A 19137-nucleotide genomic window follows, 5' to 3' on the forward strand; every position below is an offset into this window, starting at 1 on the left:
ATGAACACGAATTAAAATTAATTTTCCCTTTTTAAATTAGTGCAAATTCGTGAAATTCGTGGCTATTTTTTTCTTTTATTCTCCCAACATCTCCATCAATTCCAAAGCTCTTTTGGTAGATTTTACATTCTCAAAAGTCAATAAAAGACGTAAACCGTTTGGTGTTTGCTTTTCTTTCATTTGACAAAGATTACTATATTTTTGTACAAATTGTAAAACCTTTCTAAACTTAGAAGACTGATAATAATCTGACTGTTGATCTGAGATAAAATAGCAAATCATTTTACCTTTTTTCATCACCAATTTTTCTATACCTATGTTTGTGGCAATCCATTTGATGCGAATACTATTCATCAAAGCATTGGCACGCGGAGGCATTGGACCAAAACGGTCAATTAATTTATTTTGGAAAATAACTAATTCGGCTTCATTTTTCACAGAACCCAATTCGTTGTATAAACTCAAACGTTCGGTTACATTATTAATATATTCATCAGAAAATAAGAGCTCAAAATCAGTATCGATTTGTAGATCTTTTACGTATTCTTTGGTTTCAATATCATTCTCTTCCGGATATAAATCTTTGAATTCGTTTTCTTTTAATTCTTCGATGGCTTCGTTCATGATTTTTTGGTACGTGTCAAAACCAATTTCATTAATGAAACCACTTTGTTCGCCACCTAATAAATCTCCCGCACCACGAATCTCAAGATCTTTCATCGCAATGTTGAAACCACTTCCCAGTTCGCTAAATTGTTCCAATGCCTGAATACGTTTTCTCGCATCTTCGGTCATAGAAGAATATGGCGGACAGATGAAATAACAGAATGCTTTTTTGTTGCTTCGGCCAACTCGTCCACGCATTTGATGCAGATCTGATAATCCGAAATTATTGGCATTATTGATGAAAATCGTGTTGGCATTTGGCACATCCAAACCGCTTTCGATAATGGTTGTGGCTACCAAAACATCAAAGTCTCCATTCATGAAACCTAACATCAGTTCCTCGAGTTTGGCGCCTTCCATTTGTCCGTGACCAATTCCGACTCTTGCATTTGGAACCAAACGCTGAATCATTCCGGCCACTTCTTTTATATTTTCGATTCGGTTATTAATAAAGAAAACTTGTCCGTTTCGCTGAATTTCATACGAAATCGCATCACGAATTACTTCTTCATTAAAACCAACAACATTTGTTTCTATAGGATAACGATTTGGCGGTGGCGTTGTAATTACCGATAAATCTCTTGCTGCCATTAACGAAAACTGAAGCGTTCTCGGGATTGGTGTTGCAGTTAAGGTCAACGTATCAACATTTGCCGCAATGGTTTTTAGTTTATCTTTTACGTTTACTCCAAACTTTTGTTCCTCATCGACAATCAATAAACCTAAATCTTTAAAAACTACATTCTTATTTACCAATTGATGTGTCCCGATAACAATATCCAGTTTTCCTTCGGCTAAATCTTTTAGGGTTTGCGCTTTTTGTTTGGCAGTTCTAAATCGGTTTAAATAACCAATTGAAACCGGCATATCTTTTAATCTTTCAGTAAAAGTTCTGTAATGTTGATAAGCCAAAATAGTTGTCGGAACTAAAACAGCAACTTGTTTGCTATTATCTACTGCTTTAAAAGCAGCACGAATCGCAACTTCCGTTTTCCCGAAACCTACATCGCCACAAACCAAACGATCCATCGGGCGATCGCTTTCCATATCGGCTTTTACTTCTGCAGTCGATTTAGTTTGATCCGGCGTATCTTCATAAATAAACGAACTTTCTAATTCGTTTTGTAAATAACTGTCCGGTGCAAACTGAAAACCTTTTTCCAATCTTCGTTTTGCATACAACTGAATCAGATTGAAGGCAATATGTTTGACGCGCGCCTTGGTTTTTTGTTTTAAAATTTTCCAGGCGTTCGATCCTAACTTATAAATTTTAGGCGGCGTTCCGTCTTTTCCGTTGTATTTCGAAATTTTATGAAGCGAGTGAATGCTTACATACACAATATCATTATCGGCATAAACCAGTTTTATGGCTTCCTGCGTTTTGCCTTCGACCTGAATTTTCTGCAATCCGCCAAACTTTCCAATTCCGTGGTCGATATGAGTTACATAATCGCCAACCGAAAGTGCGGTTAATTCTTTAAGCGTAATATTTTGCTTTTTAGAATAACCGTTTTTAATGTTGAATTTATGATAACGTTCAAAAATCTGGTGATCTGTATAAACGGTAATTTGATTTTCTTCGTCGATAAAACCTTGGTATAAAGGCAGTACAACGGTATGATATTGCTTGCGAATATTCTCTGAATTAGCTTCGTCTAAAGTTTCGAAAATATCGTGAAAACGTTTTGCCTGCGTTTCATTAGAACAGAACAAATAATTCTTGTATCCGTTGAAATGATTGTCGCTTAAATTATTCAGCAGCAAATCAAATTGTTTATTGAAAGAGGGCTGTGGCTGAATATGAAAATCGAACGTTTTTGTGGTTTTAAAAATGGGTTTTGAAGCCAATTCTACAACCGAAAAATCTAAAGCACGTTTGATAAACGAAGCCTGATTTAAAAATAATTGTTCCGGCGTGGCGTGTTTTATTTCGCCCGAAAGCTTCTCAAAAGCTTCTTCTGCCCTAGCAAATTGTTTGTCTAACTGACTAAAAAGTCCGTCTGTATTTTGAATAAAAAGAACCGTTTTCTCAGCAATATAATCTAAGAAACTTTCACGATTTTCCTGAAATATCTTGTTTTCGACATTCGGAATTATCGTGATTTTTTTATGGGTTTCTACAGATAATTGCGTTTCGACATCGAAGCTTCTGATACTATCTACTTCGTTACCAAAAAACTCAATTCTGTACGGATGATCGTTAGAAAATGAAAACACATCGACAATACCTCCACGAACCGAAAATTCGCCCGGTTCTGTAATAAAATCAACTCTTTTGAATTCGTATTCGAACAAAACTTCGTTGATAAAATCGATCGAAATTTTATCGTTCAAAGCGACTTTCAACGTGTTTTTGTCTAATTGCTGGCGCGTCACTACTTTCTCAAAAAGAGCTTCAGGATACGTAACAATTATGGCTGGTTTTTTGCGGGAATTAATTCGGTTTAAAACCTCAGCACGCAATAAAACGTTGGCATTATCTGTTTCATCAACCTGATAAGGGCGGCGAAATGAAGCAGGATAAAACAAAACATCCTGTTCACCAATCATTTGTTCGAGATCGTTCAAATAATAAGCGGCTTCTTCTTTATTGTCTAAAACAATTAAAAAAGGCAACTCGGTCTTTTTAAAAACTGCACGAATTACAAATGAAACTGCAGATCCTAACAATCCGTTAAGATGCATTTTTATCTGATTTTGTTCTAATAATTGTGTGGCAATCTGCTGATTTTTTGGCAGATTATCATACATGGTATATAAGGCGTTTTTACTCAACTTGTAGTGTATTTTGATCTATTTGTCTTCCAGGAGCGGGTCTTTTTTTGTATTAGGAATCGCACGTGTTGTATCTAACATTTTTAAGAAATCTTCTTCTCCTTGTTCTTTCGGAATCTTGCTTTTTACAATAATATTATCCATTTGTCTTTCCAGAGAAACTAATTCTTTATTGATTTCCCCTATTAAAAAAGTCACTTTTTCAGATGGAATTTGATTTAAGTGAATGAATAAATCCATCATTTTTATTTTGGTAATCAAAATAGAGATTCGGCTTTTTATCGCAGGAACATTAAATTCTGAAGGAATATTTTCGTTTAAAGCCATTGCTTTTTTAGCAATCGCAGTTGACTTTTTTTGGAACGCTCCAATTGTTTTTCTTGGTTTATCTCCAATTTCTTTTAAAAAATCGCGCCATTCATTCCAGGAACTTGCTTTTTGTTCTGAAATTTCATTGATAGGTTCGTCAATAAATACCCAGCCTTTATTGATATTATCAAAAATAACTTCCTTTTTTTTAGCTTCTTTTTCATTTTCGGCACGACGTTTTTCATCTTCATTCTGACATGAATTCAACACAAAAACAAAAAGTAGAAAAAGAGATATTTTATATTTCATTTGGTAAAACATTAAGCTACAAAGTTACAAAGTAAATTTACAATTACGAATGCTGTTTTTTGCTAAAGATTCTATAAATCATGGTTATTTATTTTGCCCACAGATTTGGCTGATTAAACGGATTAACGCGGATTACTTTTTTAAATCTTTATCTGAAAAATTTTACCGCAAAGTGCGTAAAGGTTTTTTTAAATCGCGCAAAGTCGCAGAGCCGCAAAGTTTTTTCTTTTTAAGTTTTTCTTTGCGGCTCTGCGACTTTGCGCGAAATAAATTAGCGAACTTTGCGGTAAAAAACAACCTGCGTTAATCCGTTTAATCAGCCAAATCTGTGGCTAAATTCATCTTTAAATTAAAACCTGCAATAATACACTCACAGAGAATAATCCAAAAAACGAACTTCATCATTGTTAAATTTATAATTTGTTATTCTGAAAAGTAAAAATATTTGCGAAAACGTTATATTTGCGTATCTAAAAAACAACACAAATGAATCCAAAAATATTGATCATTGGCGCTTGCGGTCAAATTGGGACAGAACTGACTCAAAAACTGCGTAAATTATACGGAACAGACAATGTAATTGCTTCTGATATTCGAAAATTAAATACTGACGTTGTTAATTCAGGTCCGTTTGAAGTGGTCAATGCTTTAGATTTCAATCAAATCGAACATCTTGTCGAAGTACATCAAATTACAGATATTTATTTGATGGCGGCACTTTTATCGGCTACAGCCGAAAAAAATCCTGCATTTGCGTGGGACTTAAATATGAATTCTTTATTTCATGTTTTGAATTTGGCTAAAGCAAAAAAGATAAAAAAGATTTTCTGGCCTTCAAGTATTGCTGTTTTTGGACCAACAACTCCAAAAGAAAATACGCCTCAGTATACGGTTATGGAACCTTCTACGGTTTACGGAATCAGTAAACAAGCGGGAGAAAGATGGTGCGAATACTATCATAATATTTATGGAGTTGATGTTCGAAGCATCCGTTATCCTGGTTTAATTAGCTGGTCTACACCTCCGGGTGGCGGAACTACAGATTATGCTGTTGATATTTTCTATAAGGCGATTGCTGATAAAAAATACGAATGCTTTTTATCGTCTGAAACTAAAATGCCAATGATGTATATGGATGATGCAATTGATGCGACCATTAATATCATGCAGGCACCGGCCGAGAAAATAAAAATACATTCTTCATACAATTTAGCGGCAATGAGTTTTACGCCTACTGAAATTGCTAATGAAATCAAAAAACATATTCCTGAATTTACGATTACTTATGAGCCAGATTTCCGTCAGAAAATTGCAGATAGCTGGCCAGCAAGTATTGATGATACTGAAGCCAGAAAAGACTGGGACTGGAAACATACTTTTGATCTTGAATCGATGACAAAGGATATGCTCGATCATTTAGCTAAATAATCCTAAGATATAAAAATAAAAAAGTCTCGTTTAGTAATTAAACGAGACTTTTTTTATGGAGTTTAATAAAGCTTATTTCACTTCAAAAACATTATTTGCAGGTTTTACATCTGCCATTAATCCGCTTGGATCGATAATGATTTTTTTGATCGCCGTTTTATTTTTATCAATTGTAAAACTGTAGTTGGATTGCGCCCACGCCCAATCAGCTAAAACTGTTCTTTTTGCATCCGGGTTTGGATTTGGTTTAATGAAATTCATCATTCTTAACGGAATGTAGAAAGTTTCAGAAGTTCCATCTGTATATTGTACTGTTAAATCTATTGGCATTGGCATTCTACCTATTCTTTCTAAACTTACAGTTGTTTTTCCTGCATTATCTGCTACATCTTTGATTCCGTAATCAATTGTATTGGTCGTTTCTGTCCAGTCGATTAAATACCAGTCTAACTCAGCTCCCGAAACTCTTTCTGCTGTTCTTTTAATATCGTTTGGAGTTGGGTGTTTGAATTTGAAATCGTTAAAATATCTTTTTAAAGTGGCATCAACATTCTCTTTTCCAATTACATATTCTAATTGCGATAAAAAGATACTTCCTTTTACATAAGCTGAAATACTGTACGGTCTGTTTTCGTCGTAACGATCACCATGAGTTCCCTGAGGCTGTTCTTTACCGGAATTTACTAATTGATAATATGCTGTATAATTCCCTTTAAACGGATTTACTTCTTTTTTATCTCCTTTTAATTCATTCAAAGCGCTGTCTTCGATGTAGGTTGTAAAACCTTCATCCATCCATGGGTGTTTTGACTCGTTTGAAGCTAGAATATGCTGAAACCAGGAATGTCCTAATTCGTGTGTTGCAGTTCCCAGAATTCCCTGAAGTGTTCCGTTTCCTAACATCAAAGTACACATTGCATACTCCATTCCGCCATCTCCACCCTGAATAAATGAGTATTGTTTGTACGGATAAGCCCCAACTCTATTGTTGTAATAATCCATCACTTTTATCATTAAAGGCTCTAATTGTTTCCAATTTTCAGTTGTTTTTGGATTGTTCTTGTAAAAGAAATGCAAATCGACATCATTGGGTCCTTTTACAATATCATGCGTATATTCTTTGTCTGCGGCCCAGGTAAAATCATGAACGTTTGGCGCAATAAAATGCCATGTTAATGTTTTTGCTTTCTTAGGATAAGTTACGGTGACACCGGCATCTTCATAACCGTGACCAATTTCGTTTTTGTCTTGTAAATATCCTGAACCTCCAATAGTATAATCTTTATCGATTGTAATTTTTACATCAAAATTACCCCAAACACCGTGAAATTCTCTTGCAATGTAAGGATCTGCGTGCCATCCTTCAAAATCAAATTCGGCCAATTTAGGATACCATTGTGACATTGACAATTCTACCCCTTCAGAATTATTGCGTCCTGAACGGCGAACTTGTACCGGCACTTGTCCGTCAAAATCTAATGTAAAAATTGTTTTCGAATTTGGTAAGATTGGTTTAGCCAGAGTTACTTCAAGAATGGTTCCTGAAGTTCTTGTTTGAGCTGTCACGCCATCTTGTTTGAAATTAGTGATTTTTAGAAATCCAATTTCGTTTGGTTTTAAGGTTTCAATTCGGCTTTGTTTTGTTTCCTTCCCTTCAGCATCTTTTACTTTGGTTACCATTCTTCCGTCCGGATCTTTTATCGTATGCAGGCGGGCATCCATTTCGCTTCCCGGCTGAAAAGCATTTGGAAATAAATGATAGAATACCTTTTTTAAAGTATCAGAAGAATTATTGGTATACACCAATTCTTGTTTTCCTTTGTATTGATAGTTTTTTACATCCATCGAAACCTCCATTTTGTAATCAGCATGTTGTTGCCAATATGGGGCACTTTGGGCAAATGCCGAGTTTAGGCCTAAACTCAAAAAAGAAAATAGTATAATTTTACGCATCATTTTTTCAATAAAAATGGAAGAGCAATAGCTCTTCCATTAGGTTAATATGTGTGTTGTTTTATTTTTTAGACATTTTTTCTGCCATTAATAAAGCATTATAAGCATTGACCATTTTACCTGTTCTTGAAGTTTCAGAAACTGGTTTTGATTCATGATCTCCTCCTAAAACTACTGTTGCAGGAAGCGCTACTCCAGAATCCATAAGGATTTGTTTTACCTGAGCTGCTTTTAGTTTTGGATAATATGAACGTATCAATGCAGCAACTCCTGCTGCGTTTGGAGATGCCATTGAAGTTCCTTGTAAATATTTGTATTTATTATTTGGTACTGTTGCATAAATTTCTTCTCCCGGAGCAAATACATCTACATTTATTTTTCCGAAATTTGAAAATGCAGCTACTACATTTTCTCCATATGCTTTGTTGATTGCACCAATTGTAATGACGTTGTTTGTAAATTCTTTAACGTTATCTTCAGAATCATTTGGGTAATTGATGTTTTCTGTTTTATCGATATCATACCCGTCGTTTCCTGCTGCATGTACAATTAAAACATCTTTTTTGGCAGCATATTTTATAGCTTCATAAACCCATTTTTTATGAGGAGAAAAACTTTTTCCAAAACTTCCGTTGATTACTTTTGCTCCATTATCAACTGCATAACGAATTGCCAAAGCGATATCTTTATCATACTCATCTCCGTCCGGAACGGCTCTAACAGTTAAGATTTCTACATTGTTTGAAACACCGTCTCCGCCTAAATTATTCCCGCGAACCTGTGCAATAATTCCGGCAACGTGAGTTCCGTGAAGTGCTTTTTCTTTATCAGGACCAAAAACTACATTATTTCCGTAATGAGCATCTTTAATATCATCCGGATTATCACCAACGATTTTTCTTCCGTCATAATCTTTATTCAAATTATAATTGAACTGATCGTAAACAGATTCTCTATAATCTTCTAACTCTGCTTCCGGATCAAAAGTAGGTCCGGCGTTTGTCAGGATTTGAGTCATAATCATTTTACTTCTTGAAACTTTTGGATCTGTTGAAGTAATAGCACTTAAATCTTCTAATTTATAAGATGTTTTATTTAACTCTTTTTTTATAGTATTATGAACATCTATTAAAAAATCTACTTGTTCTTTGTCTTCTACAACTTTTTTAGATTTCTCTTCATATTGTGCCAAAGCATTTTTGTACGCTGCAGAACCGTCATCACCTTTTTTTATAATACGGGTTAATTCAAGGTTTTCATGAACGGCGTCTCCAAGAAAATTCCATCCGTGTACGTCATCAATAAAACCATTTTTATCATCATCGATTCCGTTACCCGGAATTTCTTTAGGATTTGTCCAGATCATTCCCTGTAAATCCGGATGCTCGATATCAACTCCTGAGTCTACTATACCTACAATTACTTTTACACCTTTTTTTCCCTGCAATAATTCGGCATAAGCCTTATCAACACTCATTCCCGGAATTGAATCTTTGACTAAATCAAGATGACTCCATCTTTTTAATTCATTCTCGCTAAGGGGTGCTTTTTTTACAATTGCCATTGGAGCAATAAGAGGCTCTCTTGGCGTTGAAACTTGCGCTTGTACAGTAGCGCTACAACCTGCTAAAACAAGTAATGCAAAAGCAGATAAAGTATTTATTTTTATAGGACTCATCTATCTATTTTTAATAAAAGTTAAAATATGCGCCTAAATTATGATTTTTTGTTACATAAAACTAACGATTAACACTGTGTTATGATTTTTGTTTTAATATTTAAGAACTTCAAAAACTTTGTAATACGGATCAATTTGTTATACCTTATAATAAAGGTCAGACAAATAGCTAATGATGAATCAGGATCAAAAACGAGAATTAATTTAGTACGTCTTTCCGTAATAAAATTCCAAATGTAAATTGTATACTTGTAGTTCCAAATTCTAAATTTAATTTATGAGAACAAAACTACTTTTGTTGCTGTTTTTAGCAAATTTTTCTATTTATGCACAATACACCGTAATTCCGGATATTAATTTTGAAAACAAATTAATCTTATTAGGTATTGATTCCGGTGTTCCTGATGGACAAGTTTTGACTGCTAATATTAATTCTGTAACATCGCTTAATGTTGGTTATAGCAATATTTCTGACTTAACCGGAATTCAGGATTTTACGGCTCTGACCCAACTGGTTTGTTCTTCTAATAATTTGACAACTTTAGATCTTAGTCAAAACTTAGCCTTAAGCAATTTGTATTGTGATTCTAACCAGATAACAAATATTGATGTTTCTAAGAATTTAAATCTGACTATATTTTACATTGGCACAAATCCGTTAACGACTCTGGATGTTACAAAAAATGTGAACTTGATTTATTTATCATGCGATTCGAGTATTTATAGTCCTAATAGATTAAGCAGCTTAGATGTTTCAAAAAATCTGGCTTTGACTTATTTAGATTGCCGGTATAATCAAATAACAAATCTGGATGTTTCTAAAAATCTGGCTTTGACTTATCTGGATGTTAATGGTAATTTGTTGACGAATATTGATGTTTCTAAAAACATTAAACTAACCAGTTTATGGTGTCAGAACAACCAACTTACAACTCTTGATTTTTCTAAAAACTTAGATTTAACTTCCTTACGTGTTAGTTCAAATCCGTTAAAAACAATTGATGTTTCTAAACATGTTAAATTGACAGAATTATATGCGATCTCAAATCAATTGACAACTTTAGATGTTTCTAAAAATACTTTATTATTAGATTTGTTTTTGGGATCAAATGAATTAACGGTTCTTGATATTTCTAAAAATACCCTTCTTAGAGATTTGCGTTGCGAATCTAATAAGTTATCGGCATTAGATGTTTCTAAAAATCTGGCTCTTTATAATATAGATTGTACTTATAATAAAATAACAAGTCTGGATGTTTCTAAAAACACTAAGCTTACCGGTTTTGCATGCAAATCGAACCAATTGATAAATCTTAATTTAAAAAATGGTAAAAACACTTCATTATCAACTTATATAGATTTTACAAGCAATCCTAATTTAAGCTGTATATCTGTTGACAATGTAGCTTATTCAAACACCAACTGGGCAAACAGAAAAGATGCAACGGCTAGTTATTCTACTGGTTGTGCTGCGTATACTTTGATTCCGGATGCTAATTTTGAAACAAGATTAATTGCTTTAGGAATTGATACTGATGGTAAAAACGGAAAAGTTTTAACCTCAAGAATTCAAACTGTGACTACCTTAGATGTAAGTCGTGCAAATATTGCTGACCTTACGGGAATTGAAAATTTTACCGCTTTAAAAACGCTAAAAGCTTCAAGTAATAGTTTAACAAATCTTGATGTAACAAAAAATACGGCTTTGACAACTTTAGATTGCAGTTCAAACCTTATGACAAGTTTAGATGTTACAAAAAACATTTTACTGACAGATTTAAATTGCAGTTCGCAATATCTATTAAGTTTAGATGTTACAAAAAATACTTTGTTAACTACATTGCGCTGCAACGGTCTAAACGGAAGCTCATATGCCAGAGGTGACGGAAAATTAACTTCTTTAGATATTTCTAAAAATACGGCATTAACTCATTTATACTGTAATAGCAATCAAATAACAAGTCTGGATGTTTCTAAGAATACATCTTTAATAGTTTTAATGTGCGGTTTTAACAGATTGTCTGCATTAAATGTTAACACAAATACTTCGCTAGCTACCATATCTTGTGATGTAAACGATATCACGACATTAGATGTTACTAATAATGTTGCATTAAAAAACTTAGATTGTGGTGGTAATAAATTAACCACTTTAGATGTTTCTAAAAATACGGCTTTAGCGCAATTAAGCTGCAGCGGAAACCGTTTTACGGCTTTAAACGTTTCTAAAAATAGTAATTTAAACTATTTATCTTGTGGTTCAAATCAGATAACGAGTTTAGATCTATCTCAAAATCCGGCATTGACTATTGTATCTTGTGACTGGAATAATTTGTCTACTTTGAACTTGAAAAACGGTAAGAACACGTTGTTGAACAGTTCAAATTTAAATCTTACTAAAAATCCAAACCTTACTTGTATTACAGTCGATGATGTAACTTATTCTAATACAAACTGGGCTGCTGCCAAAGATGCAACTGCAAATTATTCAGCAGATTGTAACAATTTATACACGTTGATACCAGACATTAATTTCGAAAATAAATTAATCGCATTAGGAATTGATTCTGGTGTTGCTGACGGAAAAGTTTTAACGTCTAATATCAACACTGTAAATCATTTAAATGTTTATAAAAGTTCTATATCAGATTTAACAGGTATTCAAGGTTTTACTGCTTTGAAAACTTTAGACTGTAGTGAAAATTTAATGACCTCTTTAGATCTGTCTCAGAATACATTATTAGCTGATCTAAATTGTAGTTCGAAATATCTATTAAGTTTAGATGTTACTAAAAATACTTTGTTAACTGGATTGAGATGTGATGGCTTTAGCGGAAACTCATACGATCGTGGAGAAGGGAAACTAACCAGCTTAGATGTTTCTAAAAACACATTATTAGTATATTTATATTGTGGTAATAACCAAATAACAAGTTTAGATGTTTCTCAGAATAAAGCTCTGGAAACTTTAATCTGTAGTGCTAATAGATTATCAGAATTAAATCTTAGTAACAATACTCAATTAACCACCGTATTTTGTGGTTTAAATGACATTAGTACATTAGATGTTTCTAAAAATCTTCTATTAAGAATCCTTGATTGTCCTTCTAACAAAGTAACCGCTTTAGATGTTTCTAAAAACACAGGTTTAATTCAATTTAATTTTAATTCAAATTTTTTAACAACAATTGACCTTTCAAAAAACAAGGTTTTAAGCTATTTATCTTGTAGTTCAAATCAGTTAACAAGTTTAGATTTATCTCAAAATCCGGCGTTGACCAATGTATGGTGTGACTGGAATAATTTGTCTGCCTTAAATTTGAAAAATGGAAAAAACACGTTGTTGGACAGTTCTGGTTTAAATCTTACTGAAAATCCAAATTTAAGCTGTATTCAGGTTGATGATGTAAACTATTCTAATGCAAACTGGGCTACTGCCAAAGATGCAACTGCAAGTTATTCTGCAAATTGTGCGAACTTATACACTTTGATTCCTGATGTAAATTTCGAAAATAAATTGATCGCTTTAGGAATTGATTCTGGTGTTGCTGACGGAAAAGTTTTAAATTCAAGTATTAATACCATAACTTCTTTAAATGTATCTTACAGTTCTATAACTGATTTAACAGGGATTCAAGGTTTTACTGCTTTGACTAAATTAGAATGTAATGGAAATTATCAATTAAAAACATTAGATGTTTCTAAAAATACGGCTTTAACCTATTTAGACAGTAACAATAATTATTTGGTAGTAACATTAGATGTATCAAAAAATACGGCATTAACGTATTTAAATTGTTATTCTAACGGATTAAAAACGCTGGATGTTTACAACAATAAAGCATTAACGACTTTACAATGTGCGTCGAACCAGATCACTTATTTAGATGTTACTGCTAATACTGCATTAACAAAACTTGATGTTGGTTATAACAAAATAGGATATATTGATGTCTCTAAAAACACGGCATTAAAATCGTTAACATGTACTTCTAATCAAATATATTATCTTGATATTACTAAAAACACAGCACTAACTGAATTATGGTCCGGAAACAATTTTTTCTCTACTATTGATGTTTCTAAAAATACGGCTTTAACTACATTAATCTGTAATACGAATAACTTAACAAACTTAGATGTTTCTCAAAATTTAGCTTTGACAAGACTTCTTGTTTACAGAAATCAGTTAACAAGTATAAATGTTTCTCTGAATACTAATTTAGAGACTTTTGACTGTAGTTTCAATGCCATAACAACTTTGGACGTTTCGAAAAATTTAAACCTGGATTATTTGTATTGTGACAATAATAAGCTAACGAATCTTGATGTCTCTAAAAACACAAAATTAGGTTTATTAGACTGCAGTAATAACTTGTTAACAACATTAGATGTTTCATTGAACACTAATTTAAATTCATTTGAATGTGCTTCTAACAAACTGGTAAGCTTAAATTTAAAGAATGGAAATAATACTCTTTTAGACCGATATAATCCTAATCCAAACTTTATTTTATACAGTGTAGATTTTAGAAATAATCCAAATTTAACTTGTATTCAGGTAGATGATGCCGCTTATTCTAATGCAAAATGGTCTACTCAAAAAGATGCTGTGGCAACTTATAATACAAATTGTGCAGGAGATTTTGCTTTGATTCCAAATCAGAATTTTGAGCAGCGATTAATTGATTTAGGAATTGACACTGATGGTCTAAACGGAAAAATAACAATTGCAGATATTAGTTCAGTTACTTCTTTAGATCTTTCGAATAGTAATATTACAGATTTATCAGGTATCGAAAATTTTACTTCTTTAGTATATTTAGATTGCAGCAATAATCAATTAACGACTTTGAACGTTACTAAAAATCTGGCTTTGGAAACTTTAAATGCTTCTTCAAACCAAATCACAACATTGGACCTTTCTAAAAACAGGAATCTTAAAATTATCTATATTGCAAATAATCCAATCGTTTCATTAAATCTACAGAATGGAAATAACAGAAATATGGTTGTAGCATCTCCTACAGATAAAAAAGCAAATAGTATCACGACAACTTTTCTGGGTTTAAATACTTTAAGTTGTATAAAAGTAGATGATCCTGCATATTCTAATGCAAATTGGTCCAGGATTAAAGAACCTACTACTACTTATTCCGCGACTTGTTCTACGTTAGGTATCGAAGATGCTGTTTTTGATAAAGTAGTTTTATATCCAAACCCAACAAGAGGCGAAGTATACATTAATAATATCGCTTTAGAAAAAGCAACGGTTTACAATTCGACAGGACAATTAGTAAAATCTTTTGCTTTGAATGTAAATAGTACCAATAACACGATTAATTTATCTGGTTTACCAAAAGGCGTTTATTATGTCTATTTGATTAATCAGAATGCTGCTTCAGCGAAAAAAGTGATCGTCGAGTAATTATAACTTAATTAAACTAAAAAATCCCATTGTTCATTCATCTGAAAATGGGATTTTTTAGTTTATCATTTTCTTAAAGATTAAATAATAACTGATTACGTCTTCCCGTAAGGAAACAAGAACTACAATTTGTATACTTGCGCGACCTAACTATAACCTGATTATATGAAAACAAAATTACTCTTATTTTTATTATTGCTTTCTTTAACCATTACTGCCCAAACTAATCTGGTGCCAAATGGTGATTTCGAAAACTGGAGTTCATCATCGCAGCCTGACAATTGGTATCGCTACTTTAGCGGGTATGTTTCTCAAAGTGCGAGTGCTCAAAGTGGTAAATCAAGCATAAACATGAGGATTGCCTCAGGAACATATAACTATATTAATAGCGAATATTTTCCTGTACAGGCAAACAAAACCTATCGTATAACGATATACCACAGACTTTTAAATGGAGTCTTTTCTTCTATTGATTTGAGTTTATATCATAAACCAGGCACTTTTAAAGAGGAAATAATCAAAAAATCTAATGTTACTTTTTCTAATCTGGAATGGAGAAAAATTGAATTTGAATATACTTCACAAGTTTCAGAAAATATCGAAGTTGATATCTGGACAACCGGATCTCTTAATTCTGAGATTTTAATTGATAATGTATCGGTTGTAGATATTGCCGATGTTCCTTTGCAATATACTTCGATTCCGGATATTGAATTCGAAAAACGATTAATCTCTTTGGGTCTTGACTCAGGCGCAACTGATGGTAAAGTATTAACGTCTACTATTAAAACGGTTAAATCACTAACTATTGATCCTTCTATAGTTTCTGATTTAACAGGAATAGAGGATTTTGAATCTTTAGAGTCATTAACTTGTAATGCAAGTTCATATACTGGTGCAGGAGGAAATGGTAAACTTAAAACGATAAACATTTCTAAAAATGTTAATTTGACATCTTTGGGTATTGGCGGAAATCAAATTAGTAGTTTAGATATTTCTAATAATACTAAATTGACTACTTTGAGTATGAGTTATAATAAAATTTCTAGTCTTAACACATCTGCAAACCCTGCTCTCACATACTTACTTGTAAGCAATAACCCAATTACTACACTTGATATTTCTAATAATTTAGCATTAACTTATTTATATTGTGGATCTACTTCTTTAACAAGTTTAAACATTTCTAAACTTACAAATTTAAGGGAGCTCGACATTCAGGGGCTTAAATGGACAACGCTTGACATTTCTAATAATTTAAATTTAGTAGTTCTATCCTGCGGCTTTAACCGACTCACATCGCTAAATGTTTCTAAACACACCCAATTGCTTTACCTTCATTGCGATTCTAATCAATTAACTTCATTAGATCTTTCTACAAATAAAAACTTACTTCGCTTAACTGCTGACTCAAATCGTTTGACAACACTAGACCTAAGCAAAAACACTGCTTTGACTTCAATATCATGTAATGGAAATAGTGAAATGACAACTTTGAACCTGCAAAACAGTAAAAACAGTCAGATAACTTTTATCGATTTACAAAACAATCCAAATTTAAGCTGTGTACTTGTGGATGATGTGGTCTATTCTAATACAAATTGGGCAAAATTTAAAGATGCTTCTGCCAGTTATTCAAACTCATGTCCGCTTGTATACACTGCAATTCCTGACATTGAATTCGAAAAAAAATTAATCTCTCTAGGTCTTGACGCTGGTGCAACAGATGGTAAAGTATTAACGTCTAACATTAAAACGGTTAAATCACTAACCGTTGATACAAGAGTTATTTCTGATTTAACAGGAATTCAGGATTTTGAAGCCTTAGAAACACTTTCTGCTACTGGAGGTGGTCATGTTATTAATGGAGATTCAGATGGAAAACTGACAAAATTAGATCTTTCTAAAAATATCAACTTAACTTCTATAAGTTGCAATTCTAATAAATTGACAAGTTTAGATGTTTCTAATAATACAAAGTTGACCTCTTTAATCTTTAACGGAAATAAAATAACAACTATCAACATAACAAATAATCCGTATTTACAGAGATTATCATTTAGCAGCACTTTAATCAGTACTATTGATATTTCTAAACATCAGGCTTTAACTTTGTTTGATTGTTCTTACTCGAAAATAAAAGCCATTGATGTTAGTAAAAATCCAGGCTTACAAGTTTTAGACGTAAGTGGTAACGGACTAACGACTTTAGATGTGTCTAAAAATATAAATGTATATAACTTTTATTGCGACGCAAATTCGCTAACATCAATTGATATTTCGAAAAATTTAAGTTTACTTAATTTTTCTTGTTACAATAATCCACTGACAAATATTGACTTATCTAATAACATTTTATTGGCTAGTGTAAATTTTGGCGCTACTGCAATCACGTCAATAGATCTTTCTAAAAATATCAATTTAACATCCGTTAATTGTGGATCTGCTCAATTAACCACTATTGATGTTTCTAAAAATTTAAAATTAAGATATTTTAATGCTAACAGCAGTCAGTTTAAAAGTATTGATTTGTCTAAGAACATTAATCTAACTACCGTATATTGTCAACAAAATCAAGTATTAGGCGAAATAAACCTAAAAAATGGTAACAATACAAAGCTTATAAATGGTAGTGTAGCCTTAAACCTTAATCCAGGTTTGTATTGTATTCAGGTAGATGATGTAAATTATTCAACTCAAAACTGGACAAATAAAGACGCATATGTAGATTATACTTCAGGAGCATGTTCTGCACCATTATACACCTTTGTTCCCGATGCTGAATTTGAAAAACTATTAATAGAAAAAGGAATTGACGGTGTTCAGGATGGTAAAGTCCTAACTAATAGAATTGCAAAAATAAAAGTATTGAATTTAAGCAATACCAATACTAAATATAAAATTCAGGACTTAACAGGAATTCAGGATTTTGAAGCATTAGAAGAATTAAAATTCCCGAACAATTATGAAGCTAATGTAGCAACTGTAAACCTGTCTAAAAATCAATTCTTAAAAAAATTAGATTGTAGACAATCCGGCATAATTACATTAGATATTTCTAAAAACACTGTTTTAACAGATTTAAACTGTTATGGCAACAAATTGACTAGTTTAGATGTTTCTAAAAATAGTGCATTAACAACCCTTGATTGTTCTTACAATAGATTAACAGTTTTAGATGTTACTAATAATATAAACCTTAAAAGTTTATCTTGTTCTTCGTCTAATAAAGAAGGCGTATTTAGCTTACAACAAGGTTTACTAACGAGTTTGGATGTTTCTAAAAATAGTTCATTAGAATTTTTAGATTGCAGTATGAACGAAAAACTTGTTGGTTTAGATGTATCTAAAAACAGTAATTTAACATCTATTAATGTTAGTAATAACAAATTAACTTCTATTGATTTTTCGGCCAATAAACTTTTAAAAAATATCGCTTGCGAAAACAATCAGATAACAAGTTTAGATCTTTCTAAATATCCTGCTTTAGAATCTTTAAGATGTTCTTATAATCAACTAACAACATTAGACGTATCGCAAAAACCTGGGTTAAAAGTTTTAATGTGCAGCTATAATCAATTGACAAACTTAGATGTTTCAAAAAACCCTGCATTAGAAACTTTTTATTGCGACAATAATAAATTAACGATTTTAGATTTATCTGCAAATCCTAACTTGAAGCAAATTATATGTAGTAGTAATAATTTGACGAAATTAAATTTAAAGAATGGCGGTAATAAAAAAGTTAGCACTACTATATTCAGCACTTTTGCCAATAACCCAAATTTATCATGCATAACTGTTGATGATGTTGATTATGCGAATAAAACTTGGGTAGCTTTTAAGGATGCAAATGCAAGTTATAATACAGAATGTGGTTTTAGCTTACCATCAAAAAACTTTACTGTAGAATCAAAAGGAGAATCTTGTCTTGGTGAAAACAATGGCGAAATCACTATAACAGCAAATGCACAATTACCTTACGTTGCAAACATAAACGGAAAAACCAGTGCGTTTACAAACAATGCCTTAAAAGTAAGCAGCCTGACACCGGGAACATATACTATTATTGTAACCATTCCGGGAGAAGTATATGAACAAACCTTTACTCTTGCGATTGCAAAAGGAGCCAATATTACAGGAAAATCTACTGTAAGTTCTAAAAAATTAGCAGTAGAAATTACAGAAGGAACTGCGCCGTTTACCGTTTTTGTTGATGGAACAGAACAGTTTCAAACTAATGATGCCAGTTTCTCTGTAGATGTTAATAAAGATGCATTAGTAGAAGTAGCAACGGCAAAAGCTTGTGAAGGTATTTATGCTAAAAAAGTTTCAATTTCAGATTTTGAATCAGGAACAGTTTCTGCCTATCCTAACCCAACATCCGGACATTTTGAAATTGAAATTCCAACAACTAAAAAAGAAGTTATTATAGAATTATACAATTTTGGAGGTCAGTTAGTTTCTCAGAAAAATTATATTATCGAAAACGGAAAAGTATATCTAAACCTTGAGGGTCAACCTTCAGGAATTTATGCAGCCAAAATTAATTTAGACACTCCGGAATATCTTAAAATTATAAAAAAATAGA

Annotated in this window: 7 protein-coding genes; 3 read left to right on the forward strand and 4 right to left on the reverse strand. The window is 32.3% G+C overall.

Annotated features, from left to right (window positions below):
- Positions 1-75: 75 nt before the first annotated feature.
- Together mfd and BXU01_RS04705 are read right to left on the reverse strand one after the other, a co-directional pair.
- Positions 76-3441 carry a transcription-repair coupling factor gene (mfd, locus tag BXU01_RS04700; protein WP_083691950.1) on the reverse strand — a complete coding sequence of 1122 codons (3366 nt, stop codon included), beginning with the start codon at positions 3439-3441 and terminating at the stop codon, positions 76-78.
- Between the two features lie 18 nt (positions 3442-3459).
- Entirely contained in the window at positions 3460-4059 is a 600-nt protein-coding gene (locus BXU01_RS04705; RefSeq protein ID WP_083691951.1) for a hypothetical protein, read from the reverse strand.
- A 486-nt stretch (positions 4060-4545) separates the two neighbouring features.
- On the opposite strand from BXU01_RS04705, the gene BXU01_RS04715 reads away from it, so the two are divergent.
- Complete coding sequence (locus tag BXU01_RS04715) at positions 4546-5487, forward strand: L-threonine 3-dehydrogenase (protein ID WP_083691953.1); 942 nt, start codon at positions 4546-4548, stop codon at positions 5485-5487.
- Between the two features lie 72 nt (positions 5488-5559).
- Here BXU01_RS04715 and BXU01_RS04720 read toward each other — a convergent pair whose 3' ends face one another.
- Positions 5560-7440 (reverse strand): M1 family metallopeptidase, encoded by a 1881-nt coding sequence (locus tag BXU01_RS04720; protein WP_083691954.1) that lies wholly within the window; start codon positions 7438-7440, stop codon positions 5560-5562.
- Between the two features lie 61 nt (positions 7441-7501).
- Positions 7502-9118 (reverse strand): S8 family peptidase, encoded by a 1617-nt coding sequence (locus BXU01_RS04725; RefSeq protein WP_083691955.1) that lies wholly within the window; start codon positions 9116-9118, stop codon positions 7502-7504.
- 277 nt (positions 9119-9395) lie between these two features.
- On the opposite strand from BXU01_RS04725, the gene BXU01_RS23610 reads away from it, so the two are divergent.
- The gene (locus tag BXU01_RS23610) at positions 9396-14546 is read left to right on the forward strand and encodes a leucine-rich repeat domain-containing protein (protein ID WP_165689760.1); all 5151 of its coding nucleotides are present in this window, start codon (positions 9396-9398) and stop codon (positions 14544-14546) included.
- Between the two features lie 165 nt (positions 14547-14711).
- Positions 14712-19136 carry a T9SS type A sorting domain-containing protein gene (locus BXU01_RS04735; protein WP_083691956.1) on the forward strand — a complete coding sequence of 1475 codons (4425 nt, stop codon included), beginning with the start codon at positions 14712-14714 and terminating at the stop codon, positions 19134-19136.
- Position 19137 lies beyond the last annotated feature (1 nt).

It is taken from the genome of [Flexibacter] sp. ATCC 35103 (genome assembly GCF_001975985.1).
Classification (GTDB): Bacteria; Bacteroidota; Bacteroidia; order Flavobacteriales; family Flavobacteriaceae; genus Flavobacterium.